Consider the following 24084-nt stretch of genomic DNA (forward strand, 5'->3'; position numbering starts at 1 on the left):
GATCCGTACCGCACGCGCGGCCGTCGGACCGGTCGCAAACAGAAAGAGAACTTCCATGAGCAGCTCGCCAGCGGCCACCGCGAGCCGGGCGGCCGCCGCGGACATCGCCGCCGCCGCAGACACCGCCGCCGACGCCGCCGCCACCGAGAACCTGCTGCGCTGCTGGATCCGCGAGACCGCGGTCGCGCGCCCCGCCGACGACCTCCTGACGGTGCCGCTGCCCGCCTCCGGCATCACCGTCGAGGCGCCCGTCCGGTACTGGTCGGCCGTCGGCTGGCACCGCTTCGGCCCCGCCCGCGTGCAGGGCACCGGCACGCCGCTCGCCGCGTCCGCGCTCGCCGCGCTCATCGCCGTCGAGACGGCCGCCGCCGACCCGGCCCAGGTGGCCGACCTGACGGTGCGGGTCGCCGACTCCACGCGCCGTACCGCCGAGTTCGTCCGGCAGCGGGCCGGGGCCCCGGTCGACCCCGAGGGCACCACGGCGTTCATCGCCGCCGAGCAGGCCCTGATCACCGGGCACCCGCTGCACCCGACGCCGAAGAGCCGCGAGGGCCTCACGGACGCCGAACTCGCCGCGTACTCCCCGGAGTTGCGGGGCAGGTTCGCGCTGCACTGGTTCGCCGCCGACCCGTCGGTGGTCAGCGCCGACTCCACGCTCGCGGGCCGTACCGCGCAGGGCCTGATGGAGGAGCTCGCGGAGGGTTCCGTGCGGGCGCCGGAGGGCACCGTGCTCGTGCCGGCGCACCCGTGGCAGGCCAAGGACATCGTCACCCGCCCCGCCGTGCGCGCGCTGCTCGACGCCGGGCTGCTGCACGACCTGGGCCCGGCCGGTCCGGAGTGGTCGCCGACGTCCTCGGTGCGCACGCTGTACCGCGCCGACGCCCCGGTGATGCTGAAGTTCTCGCTGGGCCTGCGCATCACCAACTCCCGGCGCGAGAACATGCGCGTGGAGCTGGAGCGCGGCGCCGCCATCGACCGGCTCCTCGCGGCCGGCCTCGGCGACACGCTGCGCGCCGAGCACCCCGGCTTCGACATCGTGCGGGACCCGGCGTGGATCGCCGTGAACGCCGCCGACGGCTCCCCGACGGGCCTGGACGTCGTGGTCCGCGACAACCCGTTCCCCGCCGACGAGTCCGCCGTGCAGGCGGTGTGCGCCGCGGGCCTGGTCGCGCCCCGGCCCGACCTCGGCCCGGACGCGCCCTCGCAGCTCGCGGCCGCCGTCCGCGGCATCGCCGAGCGCACCGGCCGGAGCGTCGCCGACGTGGCCGAGGACTGGTTCGCCCGCTACCTCGACACGGTCGTCACCCCCGTCCTGTGGCTGTACGCCACGTACGGCCTGGGTCTGGAGGCGCACCAGCAGAACACGCTGGTCGTCCTCGACGAGGAGGGCTGGCCCGTCGGCGGCCGCTACCGCGACAACCAGGGCTACTACTTCTCCCCGGCCCGCTCCACGGCGCTCTACAGCTGGATCGACGACATCGGCCGGGACCTCGGCACGTATGTCGACGACGACGTCATCGACGAGCGGCTCGCCTACTACGTCGGCATCAACAACATGCTCGGCATGGTCGGCGCCCTCGGCTCGCAGGGCCTCGCCGACGAGCACGCGCTGCTCCGCCGCGCCGCCGACACCCTCGGCAAGCTGGCCGCCGACCACGGCGACCGGCTCCGCCTCGCCACCACGCTGCGCACCGCCGAGACGCTGCGCTGCAAGGCCAACCTGCTCACCCGGGTCCAGGGCATGGACGAGCTGACCGGCCCCCTTGAGGCCCAGTCGGTGTACGTGGACCTCGCCAACCCCCTTGCCGGAGCGACCCGATGACGACGACGCCGACGACGCCGACGACCGCACCCACCCCGCTGCGGGCCGAGCTCGACGAGGGCGTGTTCACGCTGCGCACCGTCGACCCGGTCGGCGACCTGGCCGCGGTGCACGCGTGGATGAACGACCCGGAGGTGGCGCGCTTCTGGGAGATGCCGCTGCCCGAGCAGCAGATCGAGGCCTACCTCCGCGAGCAGCGCGCCAGCGCCCACTCGACCCCGTACCTGGGCTGCATCGACGGTACGCCGATGAGCTACTGGGAGCTGTACCGCGCCGACCTCGACCCGCTCGCCGCGCACTACGCCGCCAAGCCCCGCGACGCGGGCGTGCACCTGCTGCTCGGCCCGTCCGACTTCCGCGGCCGGGGCCTGGGCGCACGGCTGCTGCGCGCGGTCTCGGACTGGCAGCTCGCGGTCCAGCCGTACGCGGAGCGGGTCGTGGCCGAGCCGGACGTGCGCAACGTCCGTTCGGTGCGCGCCTTCGAGCGGGCCGGTTTCCGCAAGGTCCGCGAGCTGGACCTGCCGGACAAGCGCGCCGCGTTCATGGTCCGCGAGCGCAGCGCGTGAACCGGGGAGTGCTGCTGTGCGCGGCCGGCCTGCACATGGCCACGCAGTCGGCTCTCGCGCCGTTCTACCCGAAGCTGTTCCGGGAGGCGTTCGGCGTGCGTGAGTTCGGCGCGACCGGCGGCTTTCTGATGGTGTGCCAGCTGGCGGCGATCGTGGCCCTGCCCCTGTGGGGCCGCGCCGCGCGCCGCTACCCGCTGGCCCGCCTGGTGACAGCCGGCCAGAGCGCGGCGGTACTCCTCGCGGCGTCCTTGGCGCTGGCCCCCGACTTCGTCACCTTCACGGTGGTGTCGATCCTCCTGATCGCGGCGAAGTCGGTGGTCCTGCTCGCCTACCCGTCCATCGCCCGCAGCCACACGAAGGGCATCTTCCCGGGCGTCCTCCAGTACGTGGCGGTCCTGCACGCGGCGTCCATCGCGGCGACGCTGCTGGGCACGGTGGTGGTCACGGTCCCGAACCCGAGGCTGGCCCTCCCCCTCCTCGCGGTGGCAGAGCTCGCGCTCCTCGTTCTCCTGACCGTTGTGGGCAGGCGTTCCGCAGGGCGGAACGGGTGGGCACAACCCCCGGTGCCGGGTGCGCAGTCGGACAAGCCCAAGGTGGCCCACCTTGCAGCGTTCGTCCTCGCCTACGCAGTAGCCGTCTACGCCGTACGCCCGTACTTCACCGAGTACGCCGCGGAAGGCGGCACCAGCACCCAGCTCGCCGCGTTCCTCTTCGTACTCCCGCACATCGCGGTACTGGCCGTGCTCCCCGGAGCAACCTTCCTGAGGCGCACCCTGGGCAGCGCCCTGCTCCCCACCGCACTCGCCCTCGCGGCGGCGACCCTCGCCTGGCAGGCGGCCACCACCGACCCGACCTCCCTGGCCGCCGCCAGAACACTCTTCGGCGCCGGCCTCGGCCTGAGCCAAGTGGCCCTGGACCACCGCGTGTTGACGGCCTCCGGCGACAGCCCCACGTACAGCCTGATCGCCACCGCCCAGACCGCGGGACTCCTCCTCGCCCCCCTCGTCGCCACCTTCACGGCGAAGGCCGACCTCACCGGCCCCCTCCTCGCAGGCGCGGCCCTCCTCACACTCCTCGCCCTGCTCACCCCGACCGAAAGGCACCACCCCCATGAGCACGCACCCCGTCCCCGAACTCCACGACGTGTCGCCGGAGTCCTGGCGCGAGGCGAATCGTCGGCTGCTCGCCAAGACCCTGTCGGAGTTCGCGTTCGAGGAACTGATCAAGCCCGAAGCGCTTGAGGACGGCCGCTACCGGGTCGACCTGAACTCCGGCGTCAGTTACGTCTTCGCGGCGACCCGGGGTGCGCTCGGCGGCTGGCAGGCCGACAAGGACTCCGTGACCCGCGGCGCCGCCGGCCTGCTCGGCAACGAGATATCCACCCCGGCCTGGGACGCCCAGCAGTTCCTGGTCGACTGCGCGGACACCATCGGCACGGATGCCCCGACCCTCGGCATGTACCTCACCGAGCTGTCGTCGACGCTCGCCGTGGACGCCGCCCGGATCGAGCACGGCGGCGCGACCGCGGCCGAGCTGGCGAAGCTGGGCCACGCCGAGCTGGAGTGCCACATGACGGGCCACCCCACGCTCGCCGCGAACAAGGGCCGCATCGGCTTCTCCGCCTCGGACGTGCGGGCGTACGCCCCCGAGTCGCAGCAGCTCGTCAAGTTGCAGTGGATCGCCGTGCACCGCGGCCTCGCCGAGTTCCGCGGCACCTCCGAGCTGAGCGAACAGTCCGTCACCGCGCACGAGTTGAGCGGCGAGGAGATCCGCTCCTTCCGTGCCGTGATCGAGGCGCGCGGCTGCGACCCGGACGCGTACGTGTGGATGCCCGTGCACCCCTGGCAGTGGGACCACGCCGTGCAGGTCCTGTTCGCGGGCGAGGTCGCGCAGGACCGGATCATCCCGCTCGGCGAGTCCGCGGACGGCTACCTGCCGCAGCAGTCGGTGCGCACCATGACGAACATGGCGCAGCGCGAGCGGTACGACGTGAAGCTCCCGCTGAAGATCGTCAACACCCTGATCTGGCGCGGCATCCCGCCGCACTGCACGCAGGGCGCGCCCGTCACCACCCAGTGGCTGACCGGCCTGCTCGACAAGGACCCGGTGCTCCGCGACCAGCTGCGGACCGTGTTCCTCGGCGAGATCGCCTCGGTGACCGTGCGCCACCCGTACCTGGACCGCGTCCCGGACATGCCGTACCAGCACCTGGAGGCGCTCGGCTGCATCTGGCGCGACTCGGTGTCCTCCCGCAAGGACGAGAACGAGCGGGTCCGCACCTTCGCCTCGCTGCTGCACGTCGACGAGAACGGCACGGCCTTCGCCGCCCACCTCGCCCGCTCCTCGGGCCTGTCGGCGGAGGACTGGCTGCGCAAGCTGTTCGAGACGGTCCTGCACCCGGTGCTGCACGTGATGTACACGTACGGCATCACGTTCAACCCGCACGGCCAGAACACCCTGATCGGGTACGACGAGAACGACGTCCCGCGGCGCCTGTTCCTCAAGGACTTCGTGGACGACGTGTCGGTCACCCACACCCCGGTCCCGGAGCGCGGCCCCGAGCCGGACGGCTACGACCACGTGCTGCCGCGCAAGAACCCGATCGTGATCCGCCAGCACGTCGTGGACCAGCTGCTCCTCGGCCACTTCCGCTACCTGGCCCCGATCGCCGCCGAGCAGCTGGGCGTCGAGGACGCCACATTCTGGCAGCTCGTCCGGGACGCGGTCCTCGCGTACCACAAGCAGTTCCCGGAGAAGGCGGACCGCTTCGCCGAGTTCGACATGCTCGCCGACGACTTCCCGCGCTACCCGTTCAACACGGACCGCCTGGTCGTCACCAAGTACGTCGACCGCGCCCTGCGGCACGCCCTGCGCCCCAACGGCACCGTCCCCAACCCCCTGGCGGAGCAGGCCTGATGAGCGTCGAGATCAGCGCGAAGGGGCTCACCCTCGGGCACGGGGGCGATCCGGTCGCCCAGGACATCGACCTGGAGCTGACGCCGGGCGAGGTGACGGCCCTGGTCGGCCCGAACGGCTCCGGCAAGTCCACGCTGCTGCGCGCCCTGGCCCGGCTGCACGCCCCGCAGGAGGGCGCGATCGTCCTGGACGGCCGCGACCTGGACGCGTACAAGCCGCGCGAACTCGCCCGCAAGCTCAGCTTCCTGACCCAGTCGCCGCTGATCCCGGCGGGCGTCACCGTGCAGGAGCTGGTCGCGTACGGCCGCCACCCGCACCAGGGCGTCCTCGCCCGCTCCACCAGCGAGGAGGACCGGGAGGCGATCAGCTGGGCGCTCGACGCGACCAAGCTGCATCCGCTCGCCGAGCGCCCCCTCGACCAGCTGTCCGGGGGTGAGCGGCAGCGCGCCTGGATCGCGATGGCCCTGGCCCAGCGCACCGGACTGCTGCTCCTGGACGAGCCGACCACGTTCCTCGACATCCGCTACCAGATCGAAGTCCTGCGCCTGGTGCGGAAGTTGGCCGACGAGCACGGCATCACCGTGGCCGTCGTCCTGCACGAGCTGAACCAGGCCGCCGCGTACGCCGACTCCATGGCGGTGCTCGCCGGCGGCCGGATCGTGGCCCGCGGCGAGCCCGCCGAGGCGCTCACCGTCGACACGATCCGGACGGCCTTCGGCATCGAGACGACGGTCACCCTCGACCCCCACACAGGTGTCCCCACCTGTCTGCCGACGTGGCGCGAACCGGCGCCCGCCGCGCACTGATCCGCTCACCCACTCCCTTAGGAACCGCATCCATGCGTAGAACCCTCACCGCCCTGGTGGCCGCTTCCGCCCTCGCCCTCACCGCCTCCGCCTGCGGCTCCGCAGCCGACCAGGCCGGTGGCGGCGGCGACAAGCAGGACTCCGGCTCCTCCGGCAAGGGCTCGATCACCGTCGAGGACGTCAAGGGCGAGCAGAAGCTCGACGGCCCGGCGAAGAAGGTCGTCGCCCTGGAGTGGACGTACGCCGAGGACCTGCTCGCGCTCGGCGTGCAGCCCACGGGGGTCGCCGACATCAAGCAGTACGACCAGTGGGTGACGGCCGGCCCGCGCTTCGGCAAGGAGACCAAGGACGTCGGCACCCGGCAGGCGCCCAGCCTGGAGTCCATCAAGGCCCTCAAGCCGGACCTGATCGTCACGTCGAAGATCCGCTCCGAGGCCAACCTCAAGCAGCTGAAGGAGATCGCGCCGACGCTGATGTTCGACCCGTACTCCACGGACAGCGAGTACGAGGAGATGCAGACGACGCTGAAGACCCTCGGCACCGCCACCGGCAAGGAGGACGCGGCGGACAAGGCGCTGAAGGACCTCGACGGCAAGATCGCCGCGGCGAAGAAGAAGCTGGCCGACGCGGGCAAGGACGGCGAGAAGGTCACCGTCGCCCGCGGCTACACCACCGACGGCGCCGCCACCGTGGAGATCCTCACCGAGTCCACCATCCCCGGCGCGCTGCTGCCCAAGCTCGGCCTGGAGAACGGCTGGAACGGCAAGGCCGACGCGTACGGCATGAGCAAGGTCGACGTGGAGGGCTTCAAGCCGGTCGAGAAGTCCACGCTCGCCTACGTGGCCGCGAAGAACGACGACGTGTTCGCCAAGTCCCTTCCCAAGAACGCCCTGTGGAAGAACCTGGACTTCGTGAAGAAGGACCGCGTGCACGCCCTCGACCCGGGCACGTGGTTCTTCGGCGGCCCGTACTCGACGGCCCAGGCGGCCGACGAGATCGCCGCGGCACTGACCAAGTGACCTGAAGCGATCTGAAGTGATCTGGCGGGGCTCCCCCTTCGGGCGCTCCCCTTCGACGCTCCCCTTTCGACCGAACAGGTTCCATGACCTCCACAGCTCCTGAGAAGCCCGTGGACGTTGCCGCCCCGGTCCGGACAGCGCGCTCGCTGTCCGGGCCGGTCGCGGTCGTTCTGGGCGGCGTCCTCGCGCTGCTGCTCGTCGCGGCGCTCCACCTCGGCCACGGCCGCTCCGACACCGGCCTGTTCGACCTGGTCCGGCTGCTCTTCGGCGCCGACGACGCGGACGCCCGGTCCGTGCTGCTCGGCGGCCGCCTCCCGCGCACCCTCGCCGGGCTCGCGGCGGGCGCGGCCTTCGCCCTGTCCGGCGCGCTCCTGCAGTCCTCCGTACGCAACCCGCTGGCCGCACCGGACACGCTCGGCGTGACCGCGGGCGCCTATCTCGCGGTGGCCGTCGCCGCGATCACCGGACTGTCCCTCGGCGATCTGCCGCGCGGCGGCGTCGCGTTCGTCGGCGGACTCCTCGCGGCGGCCCTCGTGCACACGGTCGCGGGCGGCTCCCGGGGGCGGCCCGCGCACCTGGTCCTCGCGGGCGTCTCGGTCACGCTCGCGCTGTCCAGCATCACGGCCGTGCTCGTCATGCTCTTCCAGGAGGAGACCGGCGCGATCTTCTTCTGGGGCCACGGCTCCCTCGCGGTGGCCGACAGCGACCGCTCCCTCGCCGTACTCCCGCTCCTGGCCGCGGGGTTGCTGGCCGGACTGCTCCTGGCCCGCTCCCTCGACATCCTCGGCACCGGCGACGAGACGGCCCGCGCGCTCGGCGTGCACGTGGGCCGCACCCGCATGCTCACGGTGCTGCTCTCCGTCCTCATGGCGGCGATCGCGGTCTCCGTGACCGGCCCGATCGGGTTCATCGGCCTGGCCGCCCCGCACCTGGTCCGCTTCGCCGGCGTCCGCAAGCACGCCGTGCTGCTGCCCGCGGCGATGCTGTGGGGCGCGACGCTGCTCCTCGCCGCCGACCTCCTCGCCCGCGTCACGTCCCCGACGGGCAACGAGGTCCCGGCCGGCGTCGTCACCGCTCTCTTCGGCGCCCCGGTCTTCCTGTGGCTGGCCCGCCGCCTGCCCGCCGAACCGGCCGCCCCCGGAACGGTGTTGGCCCCCGGCCGCCGCCGCCTGCCCTTCCCCGCGGTCCTCGCGACGGGCGGCGCGGTGCTGTGCGCGGCGTTGTACGCGGGCCTCGTCCTGGGCGACATCTCGGTGCCGTGGGCGCAGATACCCGGCATCCTCACCGGCGGCGGCGACGAACTCCTCGGCCCGGTGGTCCTGGAGTACCGCCTGCCACGCCTCCTCGTGGCCGCACTGGCGGGCGCCCTGCTCGCGGTCGCCGGCGGCATCGTGCAGACGGTGTCCCGCAACCCGCTCGCCGACCTGACCGTGATGGGCGTCAGCGGCGGCGCGGGCTTCGGCGCGGCCCTGATCCTGGTCGCCCTGCCGACCGTGCCGTACGCCATGCTCCCGGTCGCCGCGCTGATCGGCGGCACGGCGGCGTTCGCGCTCACGTACGGGCTCTCCCGCCGCAAGGGCTCGGTGGCCCCGGAGCGCCTGGTCCTCGTCGGCATCGGCTGCTTCGCGCTGACGACGGCGGCCACCAACTACCTGGTGGCGGGCGCCCGTTTCCAGGTCGCGCAGGCCCTGACGTGGCTCTCCGGCTCGACGTACGCGAGGGACACGACCGACCTCTCGCTCCTCGCCGTCGTGGCGGTGGCGGGCGTGCCTCTCCTCTTCCTCTCCTTCCGCCGCATGGACCTCCTGGCCCTCGGTGACGACACCCCGCGCACCCTCGGCGTCCCCCTCGAACGCACCCGCCTCGCGGTCCTCACCCTGGCGGTGGCACTCGCGGCGTGCGCGGTCGCGGTCGTCGGCACGGTCGCCTTCGTCGGCCTGGTCGCCCCGCACGCGGCCCGCATCCTCACCGGCTCCCGCACCCACCGCCTGCTGCCCACGGCCGCGGTCCTGGGCGCGACACTGATGGTGGCGGCGGACGTGGCGGGCCGCGTCCTCATCGCCCCGTCGGAGATCCCCTCGGGCCTGCTCGCGGCCCTGATCGGAACGCCGTACTTCGTCTGGCAGTTGAGACGCGGCCGGCGTACGACGTAGACCACGCACCCCACGAGACTCCGGCGCCCGGGAGACGGTCCTCCCGGGCGCCGGCGTTTCACAGCGGCAGGTCGTCGGGCAGCACCCGGAACGACTTGTGGCGGCCCAACGGGCGCACGGCCCGGAAGTCGCGACGGTCGAGCGTGAGAACGGCGTCGGTGTCGTAGTCGGCGGCGAGGGCCACGTTCACGGCGTCCGCCAGATCCAGGTCGAGTCCGCGGTAACGGGCGCGCACGGACTGGGCGACCCCCAGATGGTCCTCCGTGATCTCGGGCACGGCGACGCGACCACGGCGCATCCAGAGCCGGATGTCGTCGACCGCGCTGAGCGCGGCTTCGCGGCCGAGCTCGCGGGTGGCCACGTGGTCGATCTCGGCAAGCAGCAGGGGTGACATCACCAGCAGGCCGGCCGCCGGTGATCACGCGGCGTCCACGGATACGTCATCGTGCACGGCCGGGTCCTTCGAAGGTGCGTGAGAAGAGGGGCTCCCCCCAAACGCGGTTGGCCATTGCGGCGAGGTGGACGCCCTGACGCATGATCTCGGCCTCACTGATCCCCCGACGCTCGGCCGCCTCCTTGATGAGGGCGAGGTCTGCCGTCTCGACGTGCACGCTGACGCGCTTCATGGGCATGTGCCAACGCTACCGGTGGGGTTGCGGGGGCCGGGCCCGTGCCGGGCGCGACGTGAACGCACCCGACACGGGCGGAACAACATCCGTCAGCCCGCCGCCCAAGGCACCAACGGCGACCGGTAATAGTTCATCCCCAGCGCCTCCCACCGGGGCCCCTGCTCCGCGAGCCGTGCCTTGTACGCGTCCCAGTCGTGTGTGGACGCCGGGGACCAGCCGAGCTCGGCGATGCCCGGCAGCCGCGGGAACGCCATGTACTCGATGTGCTGGGACTCGGAGATCGTCTCGGACCACAACGGCGCCTCGACTCCGAGGATCGAGTCCTCGGGCGCCCCCTTCAGATAGGCCCCGGGATCCCAGTCGTACGACCGGTCCACCTCCACGTACCCGGCCCAGGCGAGGCCGAGGGGCGTGGCCGGGGTGTACTTCATGTCGAGGTAGGCCCGGTCGGCCGGGGAGAGCACCAGCTTCGTGCCGTTCTTCGCGGCGTTCACGACCTGGTCCCGCTCGGCCTGCCCGGTCTTGTCGTACCCCCAGTACTGGGCCACGGCCCCCTTCGCCGGCTTCGCACCCGTCAGCTGGTGCCAGCCGATCACGGTCTTCCCGTACTTGGCGACGACCGGCTGCACCCGGTCCATGAACTTCACGTAGTCCTCGTGGCTGGTGGAGTGCGCCTCGTCCCCGCCGATGTGGATGTAGCGGCCCGGCGTCAGCGCGGCGATCTCCCGCACCACGTCGTCCACGAAGTCGTACGTGACCTCCTTCGGCACGCACAGCGAGCTGAAGCCGACCTCGGTGCCGGTGTAGAGCGGCGGCGCGACCCCGTCGCAGTTCAGCTCGGCGTACGAGGCGAGCGCGGCGTTGGTGTGGCCCGGCATGTCGATCTCCGGGATCACCTCCAGGTACCGCTCGCCCGCGTAGGCGACGATCTCCTTGTACTGCTCCTTGGTGTAGTAGCCGCCGGGCCCGCCGCCGACCTGCGTGGAGCCGCCGTACTCGGCGAGCCGGGGCCAGGAGTCGATGGCGATGCGCCAGCCCTGGTCGTCGCTGAGGTGCAGATGCAGCTTGTTGATCTTGTACATCGCCATCTGGTCGATGTACCGCTTCACCTGCTCGACGCTGAAGAAGTGCCGGGACACGTCCAGCATCGCGCCCCGGTGCTCGAACCGCGGGGTGTCCTCGACGGTGCCGCCCGCGACCTTCCACGGCCCGGCCTGCTTCGTCCGCTTCTCCACGCTCGGCGGCAACTGCTGGCGCAGCGTCTGCACGCCGCGGAACAGCCCGGCCGCCTTGTGCGCCGTGATGGTCACCGCGCGGGAACCGGACTGCAGCCGGTACCCCTCGCCGCCCAACTCCCGTGCGCTGTCCGACAGTCGGAGCCGGATGCCGTCCGCCCCCGCGGCCTCGGTGACCGGCAGGCCGAGCCCGGTGGCGGGCCGCAGCAGCCCGGCCAGCTGCTCGCCGACCCGCCGCACCGCCCGCGAGTCGCCCTCGACCCTGATCCGCGTCCCGGAGTCGATCTCGTACGGGGCGCCGCCCGCCTGGACCTTCGCGGGCACGGGCACGACGCGGCCGAGCGGGACGGGCTCGGCGGCGGGGCGGGCCGCCGAGCCGGGCGGGGCCGCGGCGAGGCAGGAGAAGCCGGCGGCGGCGACGAGGAAGAGTGCGCCGAACAGGCGCGGAGCGGTTCTGTGCGGTCTCACATGCGTCACTGGCGGTCCCTTCGGACGGGCTGCGCAACTGTGGGGCAAGAACGTCGCTCATGGGTACCGTGCGCCCTCGGAAGGGTCAAGGTGTAGACCACTTCCCACCTTCGCCAACCGGCCAAAACACCCGTTCCCTCTCCTCCGAAAGAGGCGAACGACACGAGCTTGCCCGAATCCGGGCAGGTTCCTTGCGAAGGAGGCCGTCTTCCCCCAGGATTCACCGGGTGCACGACGACCTCATCGACCACCTCACCCGCAGCACCCCGCTCCAGCGGGGCGAAGCGCTGCGCGTGGTCCAGGACGTGCTCGCCTACTTCGACGAGACGACCGAGGAGTTCGTCCGTCGCCGCCACCGCGAACTCCAGAGTCAGGGCCTGGTGAACGCGGTGATCTTCGAGCAGATCTCCACCGATCTGCGCTACCGCACGGTCGCGCCGCCCGAGCTCTCGCTGAGGCAGCTGCGCCGGATCGTCTACGGCTAGGAGCTACACCCATATGTGCGGAATCGTCGGATACATCGGCAAGCGTGACGTGGCCCCGCTCCTCCTCGAAGGCCTGCAGCGCCTGGAGTACCGCGGCTACGACTCGGCCGGCGTCGTCGTCAACAGCCCCAAGTCGACCGCCCTGAAGATGGTCAAGGCCAAGGGCCGGGTCCGTGACCTGGAGGCCCGCGTCCCCAAGCGCTTCGCCGGCACCACGGGCATCGCCCACACCCGCTGGGCCACCCACGGCGCCCCCTCCGACGAGAACGCCCACCCGCACATGGACGCCGAGGGCAAGGTCGCCGTCGTCCACAACGGCATCATCGACAACGCCTCCGACCTGCGCGCCAAACTCACCGCCGAGGGCGTGGAGTTCCTCTCCGAGACGGACACCGAGGTCCTCACCCACCTCGTCTCCCGCAGCGACGCGGACACGCTGGAGGAGAAGGTCCGCCAGTCCCTGAAGCAGATCGAGGGCACGTACGGCATCGCCGTCCTGCACGCCGACTTCCCGGACCGCATCGTCGTCGCCCGCAACGGCTCCCCGGTCGTCCTCGGTATCGGCGAGAAGGAGATGTTCGTCGCCTCGGACGTCGCCGCGCTCGTCTCCCACACCCGCCAGATCGTCACCCTGGACGACGGCGAGATGGCCACGATCAAGGCCGACGACTTCCGTACGTACACCACGTCCGGCACCCGCACGACCGCCGAGCCCACCACCGTCGAGTGGGAGGCCGAGTCGTACGACATGGGCGGCCACGACACGTACATGCACAAGGAGATCAGCGAGCAGCCCGACGCCGTCGACCGCGTCCTGCGCGGCCGGATCGACGACCGCTTCTCCACCGTGCACCTCGGCGGCCTCAACCTGGACGCCCGCGAGGCCCGCACCATCCGCCGCATCAAGATCCTCGGCTGCGGCACCTCGTACCACGCGGGCCTGATCGGCGCCGGCCTCATCGAGTCGCTGGCCCGCATCCCCGCCGACGCCGAGCCCGCCTCGGAGTTCCGCTACCGCAACCCGGTCGTCGACCCCGACACCCTGTACGTGGCGGTCTCCCAGTCCGGCGAGACGTACGACGTGCTCGCCGCCGTGCAGGAGTTGAAGCGCAAGGGCGCCCGGGTCCTCGGCGTGGTCAACGTGGTCGGCTCGGCCATCGCCCGCGAGGCCGACGGCGGTGTGTACGTGCACGCCGGGCCCGAGGTCTGCGTCGTCTCCACCAAGTGCTTCACCAACACCGTCGTCGCGTTCGCGCTGCTCGCCCTGCACCTGGGCCGCATCCGCGACCTGTCGGTCTCCGACGGCAAGCGGATCATCGAGGGCCTGCGCCGGCTGCCCGAGCAGATCTCCGAGATCCTGGAGTCCGAGGCCGAGATCAAGAAGCTCGCCGAGCAGTACGCGGACGCCAAGTCGATGATGTTCATCGGCCGGGTGCGCGGCTACCCGGTCGCCCTTGAGGCCTCCCTCAAGCTGAAGGAGATCTCGTACATCCACGCCGAGGCCTACCCCGCCTCGGAGTTGAAGCACGGCCCGCTCGCCCTGATCGAGCCGGCGCTGCCGACCGTCGCGATCGTCCCGGACGACGACCTGCTCGAGAAGAACCGCGCCGCCCTGGAGGAGATCAAGGCCCGTTCCGGCCGTATCCTCGCCGTCGCGCACCAGGAGCAGGAGAAGGCCGACCACACCATCGTCGTCCCGAAGAACGAGCCCGAGCTGGACGCGATCCTGATGGGCATCCCGCTCCAACTCCTCGCCTACCACACGGCGTTGAACCTCGGCCGCGACATCGACAAGCCCCGCAACCTCGCCAAGTCGGTGACGGTGGAGTAGTCCTGACGGCTCCCGCGTAAACGCGAACGACCCCCTGTGCGTGCCACCTCTGCACACAGGGGGTCGTTCCTTTCTGTGGCCGGAGGCGCCCATTCCCCCGGCCCCGGACGCTGCCCCGGCCGGTGGCCGTCACCCCCCGACCCGGCAGCACGCTCCGTGACATACGTACCCTTCACAAGGGCACAAAGCACCTCTACGCGTGGGTAGTTTCACCGGGTACGGGGCCAACCGGCCGCCGGGGACGAGCTGTTGGGCGTTACGGGATGACGATCACGGGGCGCTGCGCGCGGCGCGCGAGCCGGCCCGCGACCGAGCCGAAGATCCGGCCGACGAGGCCGTGCGTGGAGCCGACGACGATCGCGTCCGCCTCGTACTCCCGGCCCACCTCTTCGAGTTCGTGGCAGATGTCCCCGCCGCGCTCGACGAGGATCCACGGCACCTCGGACAGGTACTCCGCACAGGCGAGTTCGAGCCCGAGCACTTCGGTGCGGTGGTCCGGGACGTCCACGAAGACCGGCGGTTCGCAGCCCGCCCACACCGTGGTGGGCAGCCGGTTGGCGACGTGCACGATGATCAGGCCCGAGCCGGAACGACTGGCCATGCCGATGGCGTACGCGAGGGCGCGCTCACTGGAGGTGGAGCCGTCGAACCCGACCACCACACCGTGCTTGAAGGCGGGATCGCAGGAATGGCGCGGCTGAGCCTCCGCCTGCGGCGTCGTCGGATCGGCGACCTGCCGCTTGCGGTCTGCGGGTTCGGGGAATTCGTGACCGGCCATCGGTGTCTCGGCTGAAGGAAGTCCTCGGTGAGAGGGGCGACTTTTCTTCGGGTTCATCGGGCAGGTGGGGCGCACGGCGGGAGCTGTGACCGGGAAACATCTTCCCAAGCCCATACCCCCAAGGGTACGGCGACACTCCTCTCCTGCCCAGGTCCCGCAGCGGCAACCGCAGGCTTCCACGGGAGCATGCACGAGCCCGCCCGGTATGGCAACGGTCGCTGGCACGTACAGGCTTCTGCCGCGCCGCCGTCACCTGGCCGCTCCGCCGCGCGTTGAAGGCGTGAACCCGAGCCCCAGGAGCAACTCCGTGCCAAGGCCGCACTCCGCGTCCACGCCCGTTCGTCACTCCGCGTCCACACCCGCTCGTCCGTCCCGCTCCCCCGCGCCCGGCGTCGCCGGCTGGGCCGCGTTCAGCTGTGTGCTCGTCCCGGTCGCCCTCGTCGTGTGCGGCACGTCGCTGGGCGGCGCCGCCGGGGCCGCGCTCGGACTCGTCGCGGTGAGCGGAGTATGCCGGATGCTCTTGCGCAGGTCGGAGCGGAGCACGGCCAGTTTGCTCGCGGAACAGAACGCGAAGCGGAGCGAATCCTCCGCGCCGGGCGCAGGGGGCTCGCACGGCGCCGACCGGCGCGCGGCTTGAAGCAGTCGGGGCGTGGACGTGAATGAGCCGAGCCCTTCCGCTGCTTTTCAGCCAAACTGCCGACGGCGCGCCGCGCGTGGTCCAGGGGGCTCCCGCCACCCGTACCACCAGCGCTAAAAGCCCCCAGAAGTACCCACTTCCCCTACGGGGAGCGGGCTCGGCCCCTCCGTGCGGCGCACCGGAACGCCCCTGACTGCCACGCTTCGTGACCGAACCATTCACGCCACGTTGCATTGTCGACATTGAGCCTGGTGCTGAACTGGTCACGAGGACGCTACGGGACACAGTAGATTCGATCATGACCGTCTGGGCGGGGGACTCGTGCAGGACCGAGGGGCTGTGAAGTCTAGAAGCAGTGTGCAAGAGCGACAGGCCCGGCAAGTGAGGGGCGCCGCGACCACCGAGGGGGGCTTAGCACCGTGAGCCATGACTCCGCAGCCGCACCGGAGGGCGCCGTGCGCAAGCTCTCCGGGCGTCGGCGCAGGGAAATCGTCGCCGTGCTGCTGTTCAGCGGCGGACCCATCTTCGAGAGCTCCATACCGCTCTCCGTCTTCGGCATCGACCGCCAGGACGCCGGAGTGCCGCGGTACCGACTTCTCGTGTGCGCGGGCGAGGACGGCCCGCTGCGCACCACGGGAGGACTCGAACTCTCCGCGCCCCACGGCCTGGAGGCCATCGCGCGCGCCGGCACGGTCGTCGTGCCCGCCTGGCGCTCGATCACCTCGCCGCCGCCGGAGGAGGCACTCGACGCGCTGCGCCGCGCGCACGAAGAGGGCGCCCGCATCGTCGGCCTGTGCACCGGAGCGTTCGTCCTCGCGGCCGCCGGCCTGCTCGACGGCCGCCCCGCCACCACGCACTGGATGTACGCGCCGACGCTCGCCAAGCGCTACCCGTCCGTCCACGTCGACCCGCGCGAACTCTTCGTGGACGACGGGGACGTGCTCACCTCCGCGGGCACCGCCGCCGGCATCGACCTCTGCCTGCACATCGTGCGCACCGACCACGGCACGGAGGCCGCCGGGGCGCTCGCCCGCAGGCTCGTCGTGCCGCCCCGGCGCAGCGGCGGCCAGGAGCGCTACCTCGACAGGTCTTTACCGGAGGAGATCGGCGCCGACCCGCTCGCCGAGGTCGTCGCCTGGGCCCTGGAGCACCTCCACGAGCAGTTCGACGTGGAGACGCTCGCCGCCCGCGCGTACATGAGCAGGCGGACCTTCGACCGCAGGTTCCGCTCGCTCACCGGCAGTGCACCCCTGCAGTGGCTCATCACCCAGCGGGTCCTGCAGGCCCAGCGGCTCCTGGAGACCTCCGACTACTCGGTCGACGAGGTCGCCGGACGCTGCGGGTTCCGCTCGCCGGTCGCGCTGCGCGGCCACTTCCGCCGCCAGCTCGGCTCCTCGCCCGCCGCCTACCGGGCCGCGTACCGCGCCCGCAGGCCGCAGAGCGAGAAGCCGGCCGACGTGGTGGAAGGGCCCGGACCGCTGCCCGCGCAGAGCCGGCGCACCGCCGCGGCGAGCACGTTCGGCCTGCCCGGCGCGACCGCCTCGGCGGACACCGGCAGGCACGGCCCCGAGCTGTACGCGGCCGCCCGCGCGACGCTCCCCGGTCAGCGGGAACGCCCCGTAGGGTGAGACGCATGAACGATCGCATGGTGTGGATCGACTGCGAGATGACCGGGCTCTCGCTGACGGACGACGCACTTATCGAGGTGGCCGCGCTGGTCACCGACTCGGAGCTCAACGTGCTCGGCGAAGGCGTGGACATCGTGATCCGCCCGCCGGACGCCGCCCTCGAGACGATGCCCGAGGTGGTGCGCAGCATGCACACCGCCTCGGGCCTCCTCGACGAGCTGGCCGCCGGCACCACCCTCGCCGACGCCGAGGAGCAGGTCCTGGCGTACGTACGCGAGCACGTCAAGGAGCCCGGCAAGGCCCCGCTCTGCGGGAACTCGGTCGGCACCGACCGCGGCTTCCTGCTGCGGGACATGCCGACCCTGGAGGACTACCTGCACTACCGCATCGTGGACGTCTCCTCCATCAAGGAGCTGTCCCGGCGCTGGTACCCGCGGGCGTACTTCAACAGCCCGGAGAAGAACGGCAACCACCGGGCCCTCGCCGACATCCGCGAATCCATCGCCGAGCTGAAGTACTACCGCGAGGCGATCTTCGTCCCGCAGCCCGGCCCGGACTCGGACACGGCGAAGGCCATCGCGGCGAAGTACGTGCTGCCCGCCGAGTAGCCGCCACGGGCCCGCCTTTTCCCGGCCGGAGAAAAGGCGGGCGCGAGCACCCCTTCGGACCCTGTACACTTTTTCTCGGCCGGTCGGGAAAACGACCGGTCATGGTGGGTGTAGCTCAGTTGGTAGAGCACCTGGTTGTGGTCCAGGTGGCCGCGGGTTCAAGTCCCGTCACTCACCCTCAGGATCAAGGTCCGGGCCGAAAGGCCCGGACCTTGATGCGTTTACGGGGCCGCTCCGCCGCCCACGGGACCCGCCCCCCGGCAGGCCGGGCCCCGCCCCGCCTCACGTCGAGTCCCGGACCACCAGCTCCGTAGGCAGCACCAGCTGGCGCCGCTCCCCCGCGCCGACGCCGTCCGCCGCCCGGGCCGCGATCTCGTCCAGGAGCAGCCGCGTCATCTCCCGGCCCATCTCCGCGATCGGCTGCCGCACACTCGTCAGAGCCGGCTCCATGTGGCGGGCGATCACCGAGTCGTCGTAGCCGATCAGCGCCACGTCCTGAGGTATTCGGCGGCCCGCCTCCCGCAGCACGAGCCGGGCGCCGCCCGCCATCACGTCCGAGCCCGCGAAGACCGCGTCCAGATCCGGGCGGCGGGCGAGCAGCTCCGCCATCGCGCGGCGGCCGCCCTCCTCCGTGAAATCGCCCTCCGCGACCAGCTCCGGGTCGAGGGGCCGCCCGGCCGCCTCCAGGGCCGCCACACACCCCTCGTGCCTGCGGCGCGCCCCGTACACGTCCAGCGGGCCCGTGATCAGGGCGATCGTGGACCGGCCGCGGGCCAGCAGATGCTCCACCGCCGCCCGGCCGCCGCCGAAGTTGTCCGAGTCCACCGACGGCAGCTCCTCGTCGGCGCTGCGCCGGCCGCTGATCACCGCCGGGACGCCCAGCTGATCCACCAGATCGGGCAGCGGGTCGTCCGCGTGCACCGAGACAAGCAGCACCCCGTCCACCCGCTGCGCGCCCAGATACTGCGCCAGCCGCCTGCGCTCCCGGTCGCCGCCCGCGAACGTCAGCAGCAGCTGCACCTCCGTCTCGGCGAGGGCCTGGCCGACGCCCTGGATGATCTCCGAGAAGTACGGCTCCGCGAAGAAGCGGCGCTCCGGCTCGGGCACGACCAGGGCGATCGCGTCCGTACGGTCCGCGGCGAGGGCCCGCGCCGCCGTGTTCGGCACGTACCCCAGCTCCGCGACGGCCGCCTCGACCAGGGCCCGCGTGTGGTCGCTCACCCGGGGCGAGCCGTTGATCACCCGGGACACCGTGCCGCGGCCGACGCCCGCGCGTTCCGCGACCTGCTCCAGCGTGGGCCGCCGCCCGCCTCTGCCCCGCGGCTGTCGCACCGCCATCGCCTGCCTCCCCTGTGCCCGCACCGCACCGGCCGCCGCCGGAAACCCGCCGAGCGGAACCTAACAGCCGGATAACCGAACGAACTCCCGACGTCCGGCGTCTTGACACCCCCCTGGGGAGCCGCAACGCTTCAACACATCACGGTGGGAGCGCTCCCACCCTACCTGTCGCATACACAACCCGCACGTTCCCCGCCCGAGCCGCTGCTCCAACTGCCGTGCTGCTGACAGAAGTTGGACGTTTTCCGGCACCTCTGGGCACATTGGAGGACGCAATGCGCACCACGACCCGCACGCGGGCGGTGGCTCTGGCTGCCGTCGTCACCCTCGGTGTCTCGCTCCTCGGCGGCTGCGCCGAGGACCCAGGCGAACCCGGCGGCACGACCGGCGGCGACGGCGCCGGGAAGACCACGCTGACCGTCGGCGTCTTCGGGGTGTTCGGCCTGAAGGAGGCCGGGCTCTACGACGAGTACATGAAGAAGAACCCCGACATCGTCATCAAGCAGACGTCCATCGAGCGGAACGAGAACTACTACCCGCAGCTGCTCACCCACCTCGGCACCGGCAGCGGGCTCGCCGACATCCAGGCCGTCGAGGTCAACAACATCGCGGAGATCGTCGCCACCCAGTCCGACAAGCTCGTCGACCTGAGCAAGACGCCCGGGGTCTCCAAGTCCGCGTATCTGGACTGGAAGTGGCGGCAGGGGACGACGAAGGACGGGGCGACCGTCGGGCTCGGCACCGACATCGGGCCGCAGGGGATCTGCTACCGCAAGGACCTGTTCGCGAAGGCCGGGCTGCCCACCGACCGCGACGAGGTCGGCGAGCTGTGGGCGGGCGACTGGCAGAAGTACCTGGACGTCGGCAAGAAGTTCCAGAAGAAGGCCCCCGAGGGCAAGGCGTTCGTGGACTCGGCGGCGGGCGTGATGGCCGCCGTCACCGGCAGCTACGCAGAGCGCTTCTACGACGAGGACGGCAAGGTCGTCTACAAGTCCAACCCGCGCGTCAAGGAGGCCTGGGACCTCGCCGCCGAGTTCGCCACGTCCGGCCTGACCGCCAAACTCCAGCAGTTCCAGCCCACTTGGGACCAGGGGTACGCCAACGGCAGCTTCGCGACCGTGTCCTGCCCGGCCTGGATGCTCGGCTACATCAAGACCAAGTCCGGCGAGAAGGGCGCCGACCAGTGGGACGTGGCGCAGGCGCCGAAGCCGAGCAACTGGGGCGGCTCGTTCCTGACCGTGCCGAAGGCCGGCAAGCACACCGAGGAGGCCGCGAAGCTCGCCGCGTGGCTGACCGCGCCCGAGCAGCAGGCGAAGCTCTTCGACAAGCAGGGCAGCTTCCCCAGCGCCTCGGCCGCGTACGACCTGCCGGCGGTGGCCGGGTCGAAGAACGCGTACTTCGGCGACGCCCCGATCGGGAAGATCTTCGCGAAGGCCGCCGAGGGGGCGCCGGTGCAGATCCTCGGGCCGAAGGACCTGATCATCGCGCAGAACCTGGCGGACGTCGGCATGCTCCAGGTCGACCAGAAGGGCACCTCGCCCGACGCCGGTTGGAAGGCCGCCGTGAAGGCGATCGACAACGCCCTGGACCAGTGACCGATGGCCAGTGAGTACCAGGCGGCCGCGCCCTCCCGCACGGAGGAGGGCGCGGCGCCCGCCAAGCTCGCGGCCGGGCAGACGGCCGAGGCGCGGGCCCGCGCGCGGCGCAGCCGCCGCTACCGGCGGGACATGCGGTGGAGCCCGTACGCGTTCATCGCGCCGTTCTTCGCGTTCTTCGCCGCGTTCGGGCTGTTCCCGCTGCTCTACACCGGCTGGGCCTCGCTGCACCGGGTGGAGCTGACCGCGCCGACGGAGATGGAGTGGGTGGGCCTGCGGAACTTCTCGCGGCTCCTCGACGACCAGTTCTTCTGGAACGCGCTGCAGAACACGGTGACGATCGGCCTCCTCTCCACGGTCCCGCAGCTGCTGATGGCGCTCGGCATCGCGCATCTCCTCAACTACCGGCTGCGCGGCTCGATGTTCTTCCGGGTCGCGGCCCTCACCCCGTACGCCACCTCGGTGGCCGCGGCCACGCTCGTCTTCGTGCTGCTCTTCGGGCGGGACTACGGGATGATCAACTGGGCGCTGGGGCTTGTCGGTTGGGACGGCGTCGACTGGCAGAACGGCACGTGGACGTCGAAGCTCGCGGTGTCCGCGATCGTCATCTGGCGCTGGACGGGCTACAACGCGCTGATCTACCTGGCCGCGATGCAGTCCATCCCGGCCGATCTGTACGAGTCGGCGGCGCTCGACGGGGCCTCGCGGTGGCAGCAGTTCGTGCATGTCACGCTGCCCTCGCTGCGGCCGACGATCCTGTTCACCTGCGTGGTGTCGACGATCGGGGCGATGCAGCTGTTCGGCGAGCCGCTGCTGTTCAACGGCAGCGCGGGCGCGAGCGGCGGCGCCGGCCACCAGTTCCAGACCCTCGGCCTGTACCTGTACGAGCAGGGCTGGGTGAATCTGCACCTCGGCAGGGCCTCGGCCATCGCGTGGACGATGTTCCTGATCCTGCTCCTGATCGGCGCGGTCAACTGGCTGATCGCCCGCCGGCTGCGCAAGAGCGAGGGGGCGTCCGCATGAGCCGCGTGAGAATCCCGAAGTCGTCGTCCCGTGCGGGACGGCAGTTGCACGGCGGGCGGTGGACGTACGCGGTGCTGATCGTGTTCACCGCGGTCTCGCTGTTCCCGCTGGTGTGGACGGCGATCGCCGCGTCCCGGAACAACACCCGGCTCGCGCAGACGCCGCCGCCGTTCTGGTTCGGCGGGAACCTCTGGAGGAACCTGGAGATCGCCTGGACCGACGCGAACATGGGCACGGCGCTGCTCAACACCGTGGTCGTGGCCGGTTCGATCGCCGTCGGCACGGTGCTGTTCTCCACGCTCGCCGGGTTCGCCTTCGCCAAGCTGCGGTTCCGGTTCAAGAACCTGCTGATGCTGCTGGTGATCGCCACGATGATGGTGCCGCCCCAACTCGGCGTCGTACCGCTGTACATGCTCGTCGCCGAGCTGCAGTGGACGGACCATCTGCAGGCCGTGATCCTGCCGACGCTCGTCACCGCCTTCGGGGTGTTCTTCATGCGGCAGTACCTGCTGCAGGCGCTGCCGACCGAGCTGATCGAGGCGGCCCGGGTGGACGGGGCGAACAGCCTGCGGGTGGTCTGGCACATCGTGTTCCCGGCGGCCAGGCCCGCGATGGCCGTGCTCGCCATGCTGACGTTCGTGCAGGCCTGGAACGACTTCTTCTGGCCGATCATCGCCCTGACGCAGAACGGCAGCCCGACCGTGCAGGTCGCCCTGACCGGGCTCGGCCGCGGCTACATCCCCGACCAGTCGGTGATCATGGCGGGCGCCCTGCTCGGCACGCTGCCGCTGCTGCTCGCCTTCGTGGTCTTCGGCAAGCAGATCGTCGGGGGGATCATGCAGGGCGCGGTCAAGGGCTGAACCCGCCTTCCCTGTGCAGCACCTCCCCTGTGCAGCACCTCCGTATGCAGCAACTCCGTCTGTCCGTACGACACGTTGGGAGCGCTCCCGTGACCTCAGTAGCCTCAGCCTCAGCCTCTGCCGCCTCGCCCCTCCCCTCGCCCGCCGCCGACGGTGCGCGCCGGTTCCCGGCCGGGTTCCTGTGGGGCACCGCGACCGCCGCGTACCAGATCGAGGGGGCCGTGCGGGAGGACGGCCGGACGCCGTCGATCTGGGACACCTTCAGCCGTACGCCGGGCAAGGTGCTCGGCGGCGACACCGGGGACGTGGCCTGCGACCACTACCACCGCTGGCGCGAGGATGTCCGGCTCATGGCCGAACTCGGCCTGGGCGCCTACCGGTTCTCGGTGTCCTGGCCGCGCGTCCAGCCGACCGGACGCGGCCCCGCCGTGCAGCGCGGCCTCGACTTCTACCGGGCGCTCGTCGACGAGCTGCTCGCGTACGGCATCCAGCCGATGGTCACGCTCTACCACTGGGACCTGCCGCAGGAGCTGGAGACGTCCTTCCGCAGCGGCTCCGCGGCGGGCGGCGGCTGGCCCGAGCGGGACACGGCGTACCGCTTCGCCGAGTACGCGGGGATCGTGGCCGAGGCGCTCGGCGACCGGGTCGAGCGGTGGACGACGCTCAACGAGCCGTGGTGCAGCGCCTTCCTGGGGTACGGGTCCGGGGTGCACGCCCCGGGCCGCACCGACCCGGTCGCCGCGCTGCGCGCCGCACACCACCTGAACCTCGCGCACGGGCTCGGCGCGCAGGCGCTGCGGGCCGAGCTCCCCGGCCGGGCGCAGGTCGGGATCTGCCTCAACCCGAGCGCGGTACGGGCCCGCACGGACGCGCCGGAGGACCTGGAGGCGCGGCGGCGCATCGACGCCCTCGCGAACCGGGTGTTCACGGGCCCGCTCCTGAAGGGCGCCTACCCGGCCGACCTGCTCGCGGACACGGCGTCCCTCACGGACTGGTCGTTCGTACGGCCCGAGGACCCGGCGGCGATCCGGCAGCCGCTGGACTTCCTCGGCATCAACTACTACACGCCGGCCGTGGTGTCCGCCGCGGGCGATCCGTCGGCGCCGCGGCAGGACGGGCACAACGCGAGCGCGCACTCGCCCTGGCCGGGCGCGGACGACGTGGCGTTCCACCGGGCGCCGGGCGAACTCACCGCCATGGACTGGGCGGTGGACCCCTCGGGCCTGGTCGAGCTGCTCACCCGCTACACCGCCGAGGCGCCCGGCGTCCCGCTGTTCGTCACGGAGAACGGCGCGGCGTACGACGACGTCGTGGACGCCGACGGCCGCGTCCACGACCCGGACCGCATCCGCTACCTCCACGCCCACCTGGCGGCGGTGCACGAGGCGATGCGGGCGGGCGCGGACGTCCGCGGCTACTTCCTGTGGTCCCTCCTCGACAACTTCGAGTGGGCGTACGGGTACAGCAAGCGGTTCGGGGCGGTGCATGTGGATTACGGGACGCAGGTGCGGACGCCGAAGTCCAGTGCGCGGTGGTATGCGGGGGTTGCGTCCAACGGGGAGCTCCCCGTCGCCCCCGCTTGAGGGGTCCCCTTCGGGGGTGGGTGGGTCGTCGATCCGGTGCGGCGCCGTCGTGGCTGGTCGCGCAGTTCCCCCGCGCCCCTGAAAACCAGGCCGTCTCTCGGCTG

At 71.7% G+C, this 24084-nt stretch carries 19 protein-coding genes, 1 tRNA gene and 1 pseudogene; 16 read left to right on the forward strand and 5 right to left on the reverse strand.

Translation table 11 applies throughout. The features are described from left to right. Positions 1-55 precede the first annotated feature (55 nt). From ACIDOF_RS19380 to ACIDOF_RS19410, 7 genes are all read left to right on the forward strand, one after another. Positions 56-1822 (forward strand): IucA/IucC family protein, encoded by a 1767-nt coding sequence (locus tag ACIDOF_RS19380; protein ID WP_409007188.1) that lies wholly within the window; start codon positions 56-58, stop codon positions 1820-1822. Further along, positions 1819-2388: a GNAT family N-acetyltransferase gene (locus ACIDOF_RS19385; RefSeq protein WP_409007189.1), complete on the forward strand. Its 570-nt coding sequence runs from the start codon at positions 1819-1821 to the stop codon at positions 2386-2388. The genes ACIDOF_RS19380 and ACIDOF_RS19385 overlap by 4 nt, the downstream gene beginning before the upstream one ends. Beyond that, a complete protein-coding gene (locus tag ACIDOF_RS19390) occupies positions 2385-3629 on the forward strand; it encodes a hypothetical protein (RefSeq protein ID WP_409007190.1) in 1245 nt (414 codons plus the stop codon). The genes ACIDOF_RS19385 and ACIDOF_RS19390 overlap by 4 nt, the downstream gene beginning before the upstream one ends. Then, entirely contained in the window at positions 3532-5304 is a 1773-nt protein-coding gene (locus ACIDOF_RS19395; protein WP_409007291.1) for an IucA/IucC family protein, read from the forward strand. The genes ACIDOF_RS19390 and ACIDOF_RS19395 overlap by 98 nt, the downstream gene beginning before the upstream one ends. After that, the gene (locus ACIDOF_RS19400; protein ID WP_409007191.1) at positions 5304-6110 is read left to right on the forward strand and encodes an ABC transporter ATP-binding protein; all 807 of its coding nucleotides are present in this window, start codon (positions 5304-5306) and stop codon (positions 6108-6110) included. Before ACIDOF_RS19395 ends, ACIDOF_RS19400 begins: the two co-directional genes overlap by 1 nt. Positions 6111-6142: 32 nt before the next feature. Then, positions 6143-7129 carry an ABC transporter substrate-binding protein gene (locus ACIDOF_RS19405; protein WP_409007192.1) on the forward strand — a complete coding sequence of 329 codons (987 nt, stop codon included), beginning with the start codon at positions 6143-6145 and terminating at the stop codon, positions 7127-7129. Positions 7130-7212: 83 nt separating this feature from the next. Next, a complete protein-coding gene (locus ACIDOF_RS19410; RefSeq protein WP_409007193.1) occupies positions 7213-9282 on the forward strand; it encodes an iron ABC transporter permease in 2070 nt (689 codons plus the stop codon). 58 nt (positions 9283-9340) lie between these two features. Here the strand turns inward: ACIDOF_RS19410 and ACIDOF_RS19415 are convergent, their stop codons facing one another. The 3 genes and pseudogenes from ACIDOF_RS19415 to ACIDOF_RS19425 form a co-directional block, all read right to left on the reverse strand. Then, positions 9341-9676 carry a PIN domain-containing protein gene (locus tag ACIDOF_RS19415; protein ID WP_409007194.1) on the reverse strand — a complete coding sequence of 112 codons (336 nt, stop codon included), beginning with the start codon at positions 9674-9676 and terminating at the stop codon, positions 9341-9343. Positions 9677-9731: 55 nt separating this feature from the next. Next, positions 9732-9914 (reverse strand): annotated as a pseudogene (locus ACIDOF_RS19420) (CopG family transcriptional regulator); the annotation flags it as partial. An 86-nt stretch (positions 9915-10000) separates the two neighbouring features. Then, positions 10001-11614 carry a beta-N-acetylhexosaminidase gene (locus ACIDOF_RS19425; protein WP_409007292.1) on the reverse strand — a complete coding sequence of 538 codons (1614 nt, stop codon included), beginning with the start codon at positions 11612-11614 and terminating at the stop codon, positions 10001-10003. A gap of 227 nt (positions 11615-11841) precedes the next feature. Between ACIDOF_RS19425 and ACIDOF_RS19430 the strand changes: the two genes are divergently transcribed. Together ACIDOF_RS19430 and glmS are read left to right on the forward strand one after the other, a co-directional pair. Next, positions 11842-12099, forward strand: a complete 258-nt coding sequence (locus ACIDOF_RS19430) for a hypothetical protein (RefSeq protein WP_409007195.1) — start codon at positions 11842-11844, stop codon at positions 12097-12099. Between the two features lie 13 nt (positions 12100-12112). Further along, positions 12113-13930, forward strand: a complete 1818-nt coding sequence (glmS, locus tag ACIDOF_RS19435; RefSeq protein ID WP_409007196.1) for a glutamine--fructose-6-phosphate transaminase (isomerizing) — start codon at positions 12113-12115, stop codon at positions 13928-13930. A gap of 256 nt (positions 13931-14186) precedes the next feature. On the opposite strand, the gene ACIDOF_RS19440 is transcribed toward glmS, so the two are convergent. Further along, complete coding sequence (locus ACIDOF_RS19440) at positions 14187-14708, reverse strand: universal stress protein (RefSeq protein WP_409007197.1); 522 nt, start codon at positions 14706-14708, stop codon at positions 14187-14189. Positions 14709-15764: 1056 nt separating this feature from the next. Here ACIDOF_RS19440 and ACIDOF_RS19445 point away from each other — a divergent pair. From ACIDOF_RS19445 to ACIDOF_RS19455, 3 genes are all read left to right on the forward strand, one after another. Further along, the gene (locus ACIDOF_RS19445; RefSeq protein ID WP_409007198.1) at positions 15765-16973 is read left to right on the forward strand and encodes a helix-turn-helix domain-containing protein; all 1209 of its coding nucleotides are present in this window, start codon (positions 15765-15767) and stop codon (positions 16971-16973) included. 5 nt (positions 16974-16978) lie between these two features. After that, positions 16979-17581, forward strand: a complete 603-nt coding sequence (orn, locus tag ACIDOF_RS19450) for an oligoribonuclease (protein WP_409007199.1) — start codon at positions 16979-16981, stop codon at positions 17579-17581. A gap of 104 nt (positions 17582-17685) precedes the next feature. After that, a tRNA-His gene (locus tag ACIDOF_RS19455) sits at positions 17686-17758 on the forward strand. A gap of 105 nt (positions 17759-17863) precedes the next feature. Here ACIDOF_RS19455 and ACIDOF_RS19460 read toward each other — a convergent pair. Then, complete coding sequence (locus ACIDOF_RS19460) at positions 17864-18919, reverse strand: LacI family DNA-binding transcriptional regulator (protein WP_409007200.1); 1056 nt, start codon at positions 18917-18919, stop codon at positions 17864-17866. Between the two features lie 275 nt (positions 18920-19194). Here ACIDOF_RS19460 and ACIDOF_RS19465 point away from each other — a divergent pair, with 275 nt between their 5' ends. The 4 genes from ACIDOF_RS19465 to ACIDOF_RS19480 all read left to right on the forward strand — a co-directional run bounded on the left by ACIDOF_RS19465 (position 19195) and on the right by ACIDOF_RS19480 (position 23980). Further along, positions 19195-20514 (forward strand): extracellular solute-binding protein, encoded by a 1320-nt coding sequence (locus ACIDOF_RS19465; protein WP_409007201.1) that lies wholly within the window; start codon positions 19195-19197, stop codon positions 20512-20514. A 3-nt stretch (positions 20515-20517) separates the two neighbouring features. After that, a complete protein-coding gene (locus ACIDOF_RS19470) occupies positions 20518-21537 on the forward strand; it encodes a carbohydrate ABC transporter permease (RefSeq protein ID WP_409007202.1) in 1020 nt (339 codons plus the stop codon). Further along, entirely contained in the window at positions 21534-22397 is an 864-nt protein-coding gene (locus ACIDOF_RS19475; protein ID WP_409007203.1) for a carbohydrate ABC transporter permease, read from the forward strand. Before ACIDOF_RS19470 ends, ACIDOF_RS19475 begins: the two co-directional genes overlap by 4 nt. 89 nt (positions 22398-22486) lie before the next feature. Next, entirely contained in the window at positions 22487-23980 is a 1494-nt protein-coding gene (locus ACIDOF_RS19480) for a GH1 family beta-glucosidase (protein ID WP_409007204.1), read from the forward strand. Positions 23981-24084: the final 104 nt, after the last annotated feature.

Origin of the sequence: Streptomyces sp. Da 82-17 (genome assembly GCF_046098215.1) — a bacterium.
GTDB lineage: Bacteria > Actinomycetota > Actinomycetes > Streptomycetales > Streptomycetaceae > Streptomyces.

What these genes read in the sequence shown, in the direction of transcription:
- ACIDOF_RS19440 (WP_409007197.1), bottom strand. Translation starts at nt 14,708, where the DNA reads ATGGCCGGTCACGAATTCCCCGAACCCGCAGACCGCAAGCGGCAGGTC.
- ACIDOF_RS19400 (WP_409007191.1), top strand. Translation starts at nt 5,304, where the DNA reads ATGAGCGTCGAGATCAGCGCGAAGGGGCTCACCCTCGGGCACGGGGGC.
- orn (WP_409007199.1), top strand. Translation starts at nt 16,979, where the DNA reads ATGAACGATCGCATGGTGTGGATCGACTGCGAGATGACCGGGCTCTCG.
- ACIDOF_RS19405 (WP_409007192.1), top strand. Translation starts at nt 6,143, where the DNA reads ATGCGTAGAACCCTCACCGCCCTGGTGGCCGCTTCCGCCCTCGCCCTC.
- glmS (WP_409007196.1), top strand. Translation starts at nt 12,113, where the DNA reads ATGTGCGGAATCGTCGGATACATCGGCAAGCGTGACGTGGCCCCGCTC.
- ACIDOF_RS19385 (WP_409007189.1), top strand. Translation starts at nt 1,819, where the DNA reads ATGACGACGACGCCGACGACGCCGACGACCGCACCCACCCCGCTGCGG.
- ACIDOF_RS19410 (WP_409007193.1), top strand. Translation starts at nt 7,213, where the DNA reads ATGACCTCCACAGCTCCTGAGAAGCCCGTGGACGTTGCCGCCCCGGTC.
- ACIDOF_RS19465 (WP_409007201.1), top strand. Translation starts at nt 19,195, where the DNA reads ATGCGCACCACGACCCGCACGCGGGCGGTGGCTCTGGCTGCCGTCGTC.
- ACIDOF_RS19380 (WP_409007188.1), top strand. Translation starts at nt 56, where the DNA reads ATGAGCAGCTCGCCAGCGGCCACCGCGAGCCGGGCGGCCGCCGCGGAC.
- ACIDOF_RS19470 (WP_409007202.1), top strand. Translation starts at nt 20,518, where the DNA reads ATGGCCAGTGAGTACCAGGCGGCCGCGCCCTCCCGCACGGAGGAGGGC.
- ACIDOF_RS19460 (WP_409007200.1), bottom strand. Translation starts at nt 18,919, where the DNA reads ATGGCGGTGCGACAGCCGCGGGGCAGAGGCGGGCGGCGGCCCACGCTG.
- ACIDOF_RS19415 (WP_409007194.1), bottom strand. Translation starts at nt 9,676, where the DNA reads ATGTCACCCCTGCTGCTTGCCGAGATCGACCACGTGGCCACCCGCGAG.
- ACIDOF_RS19475 (WP_409007203.1), top strand. Translation starts at nt 21,534, where the DNA reads ATGAGCCGCGTGAGAATCCCGAAGTCGTCGTCCCGTGCGGGACGGCAG.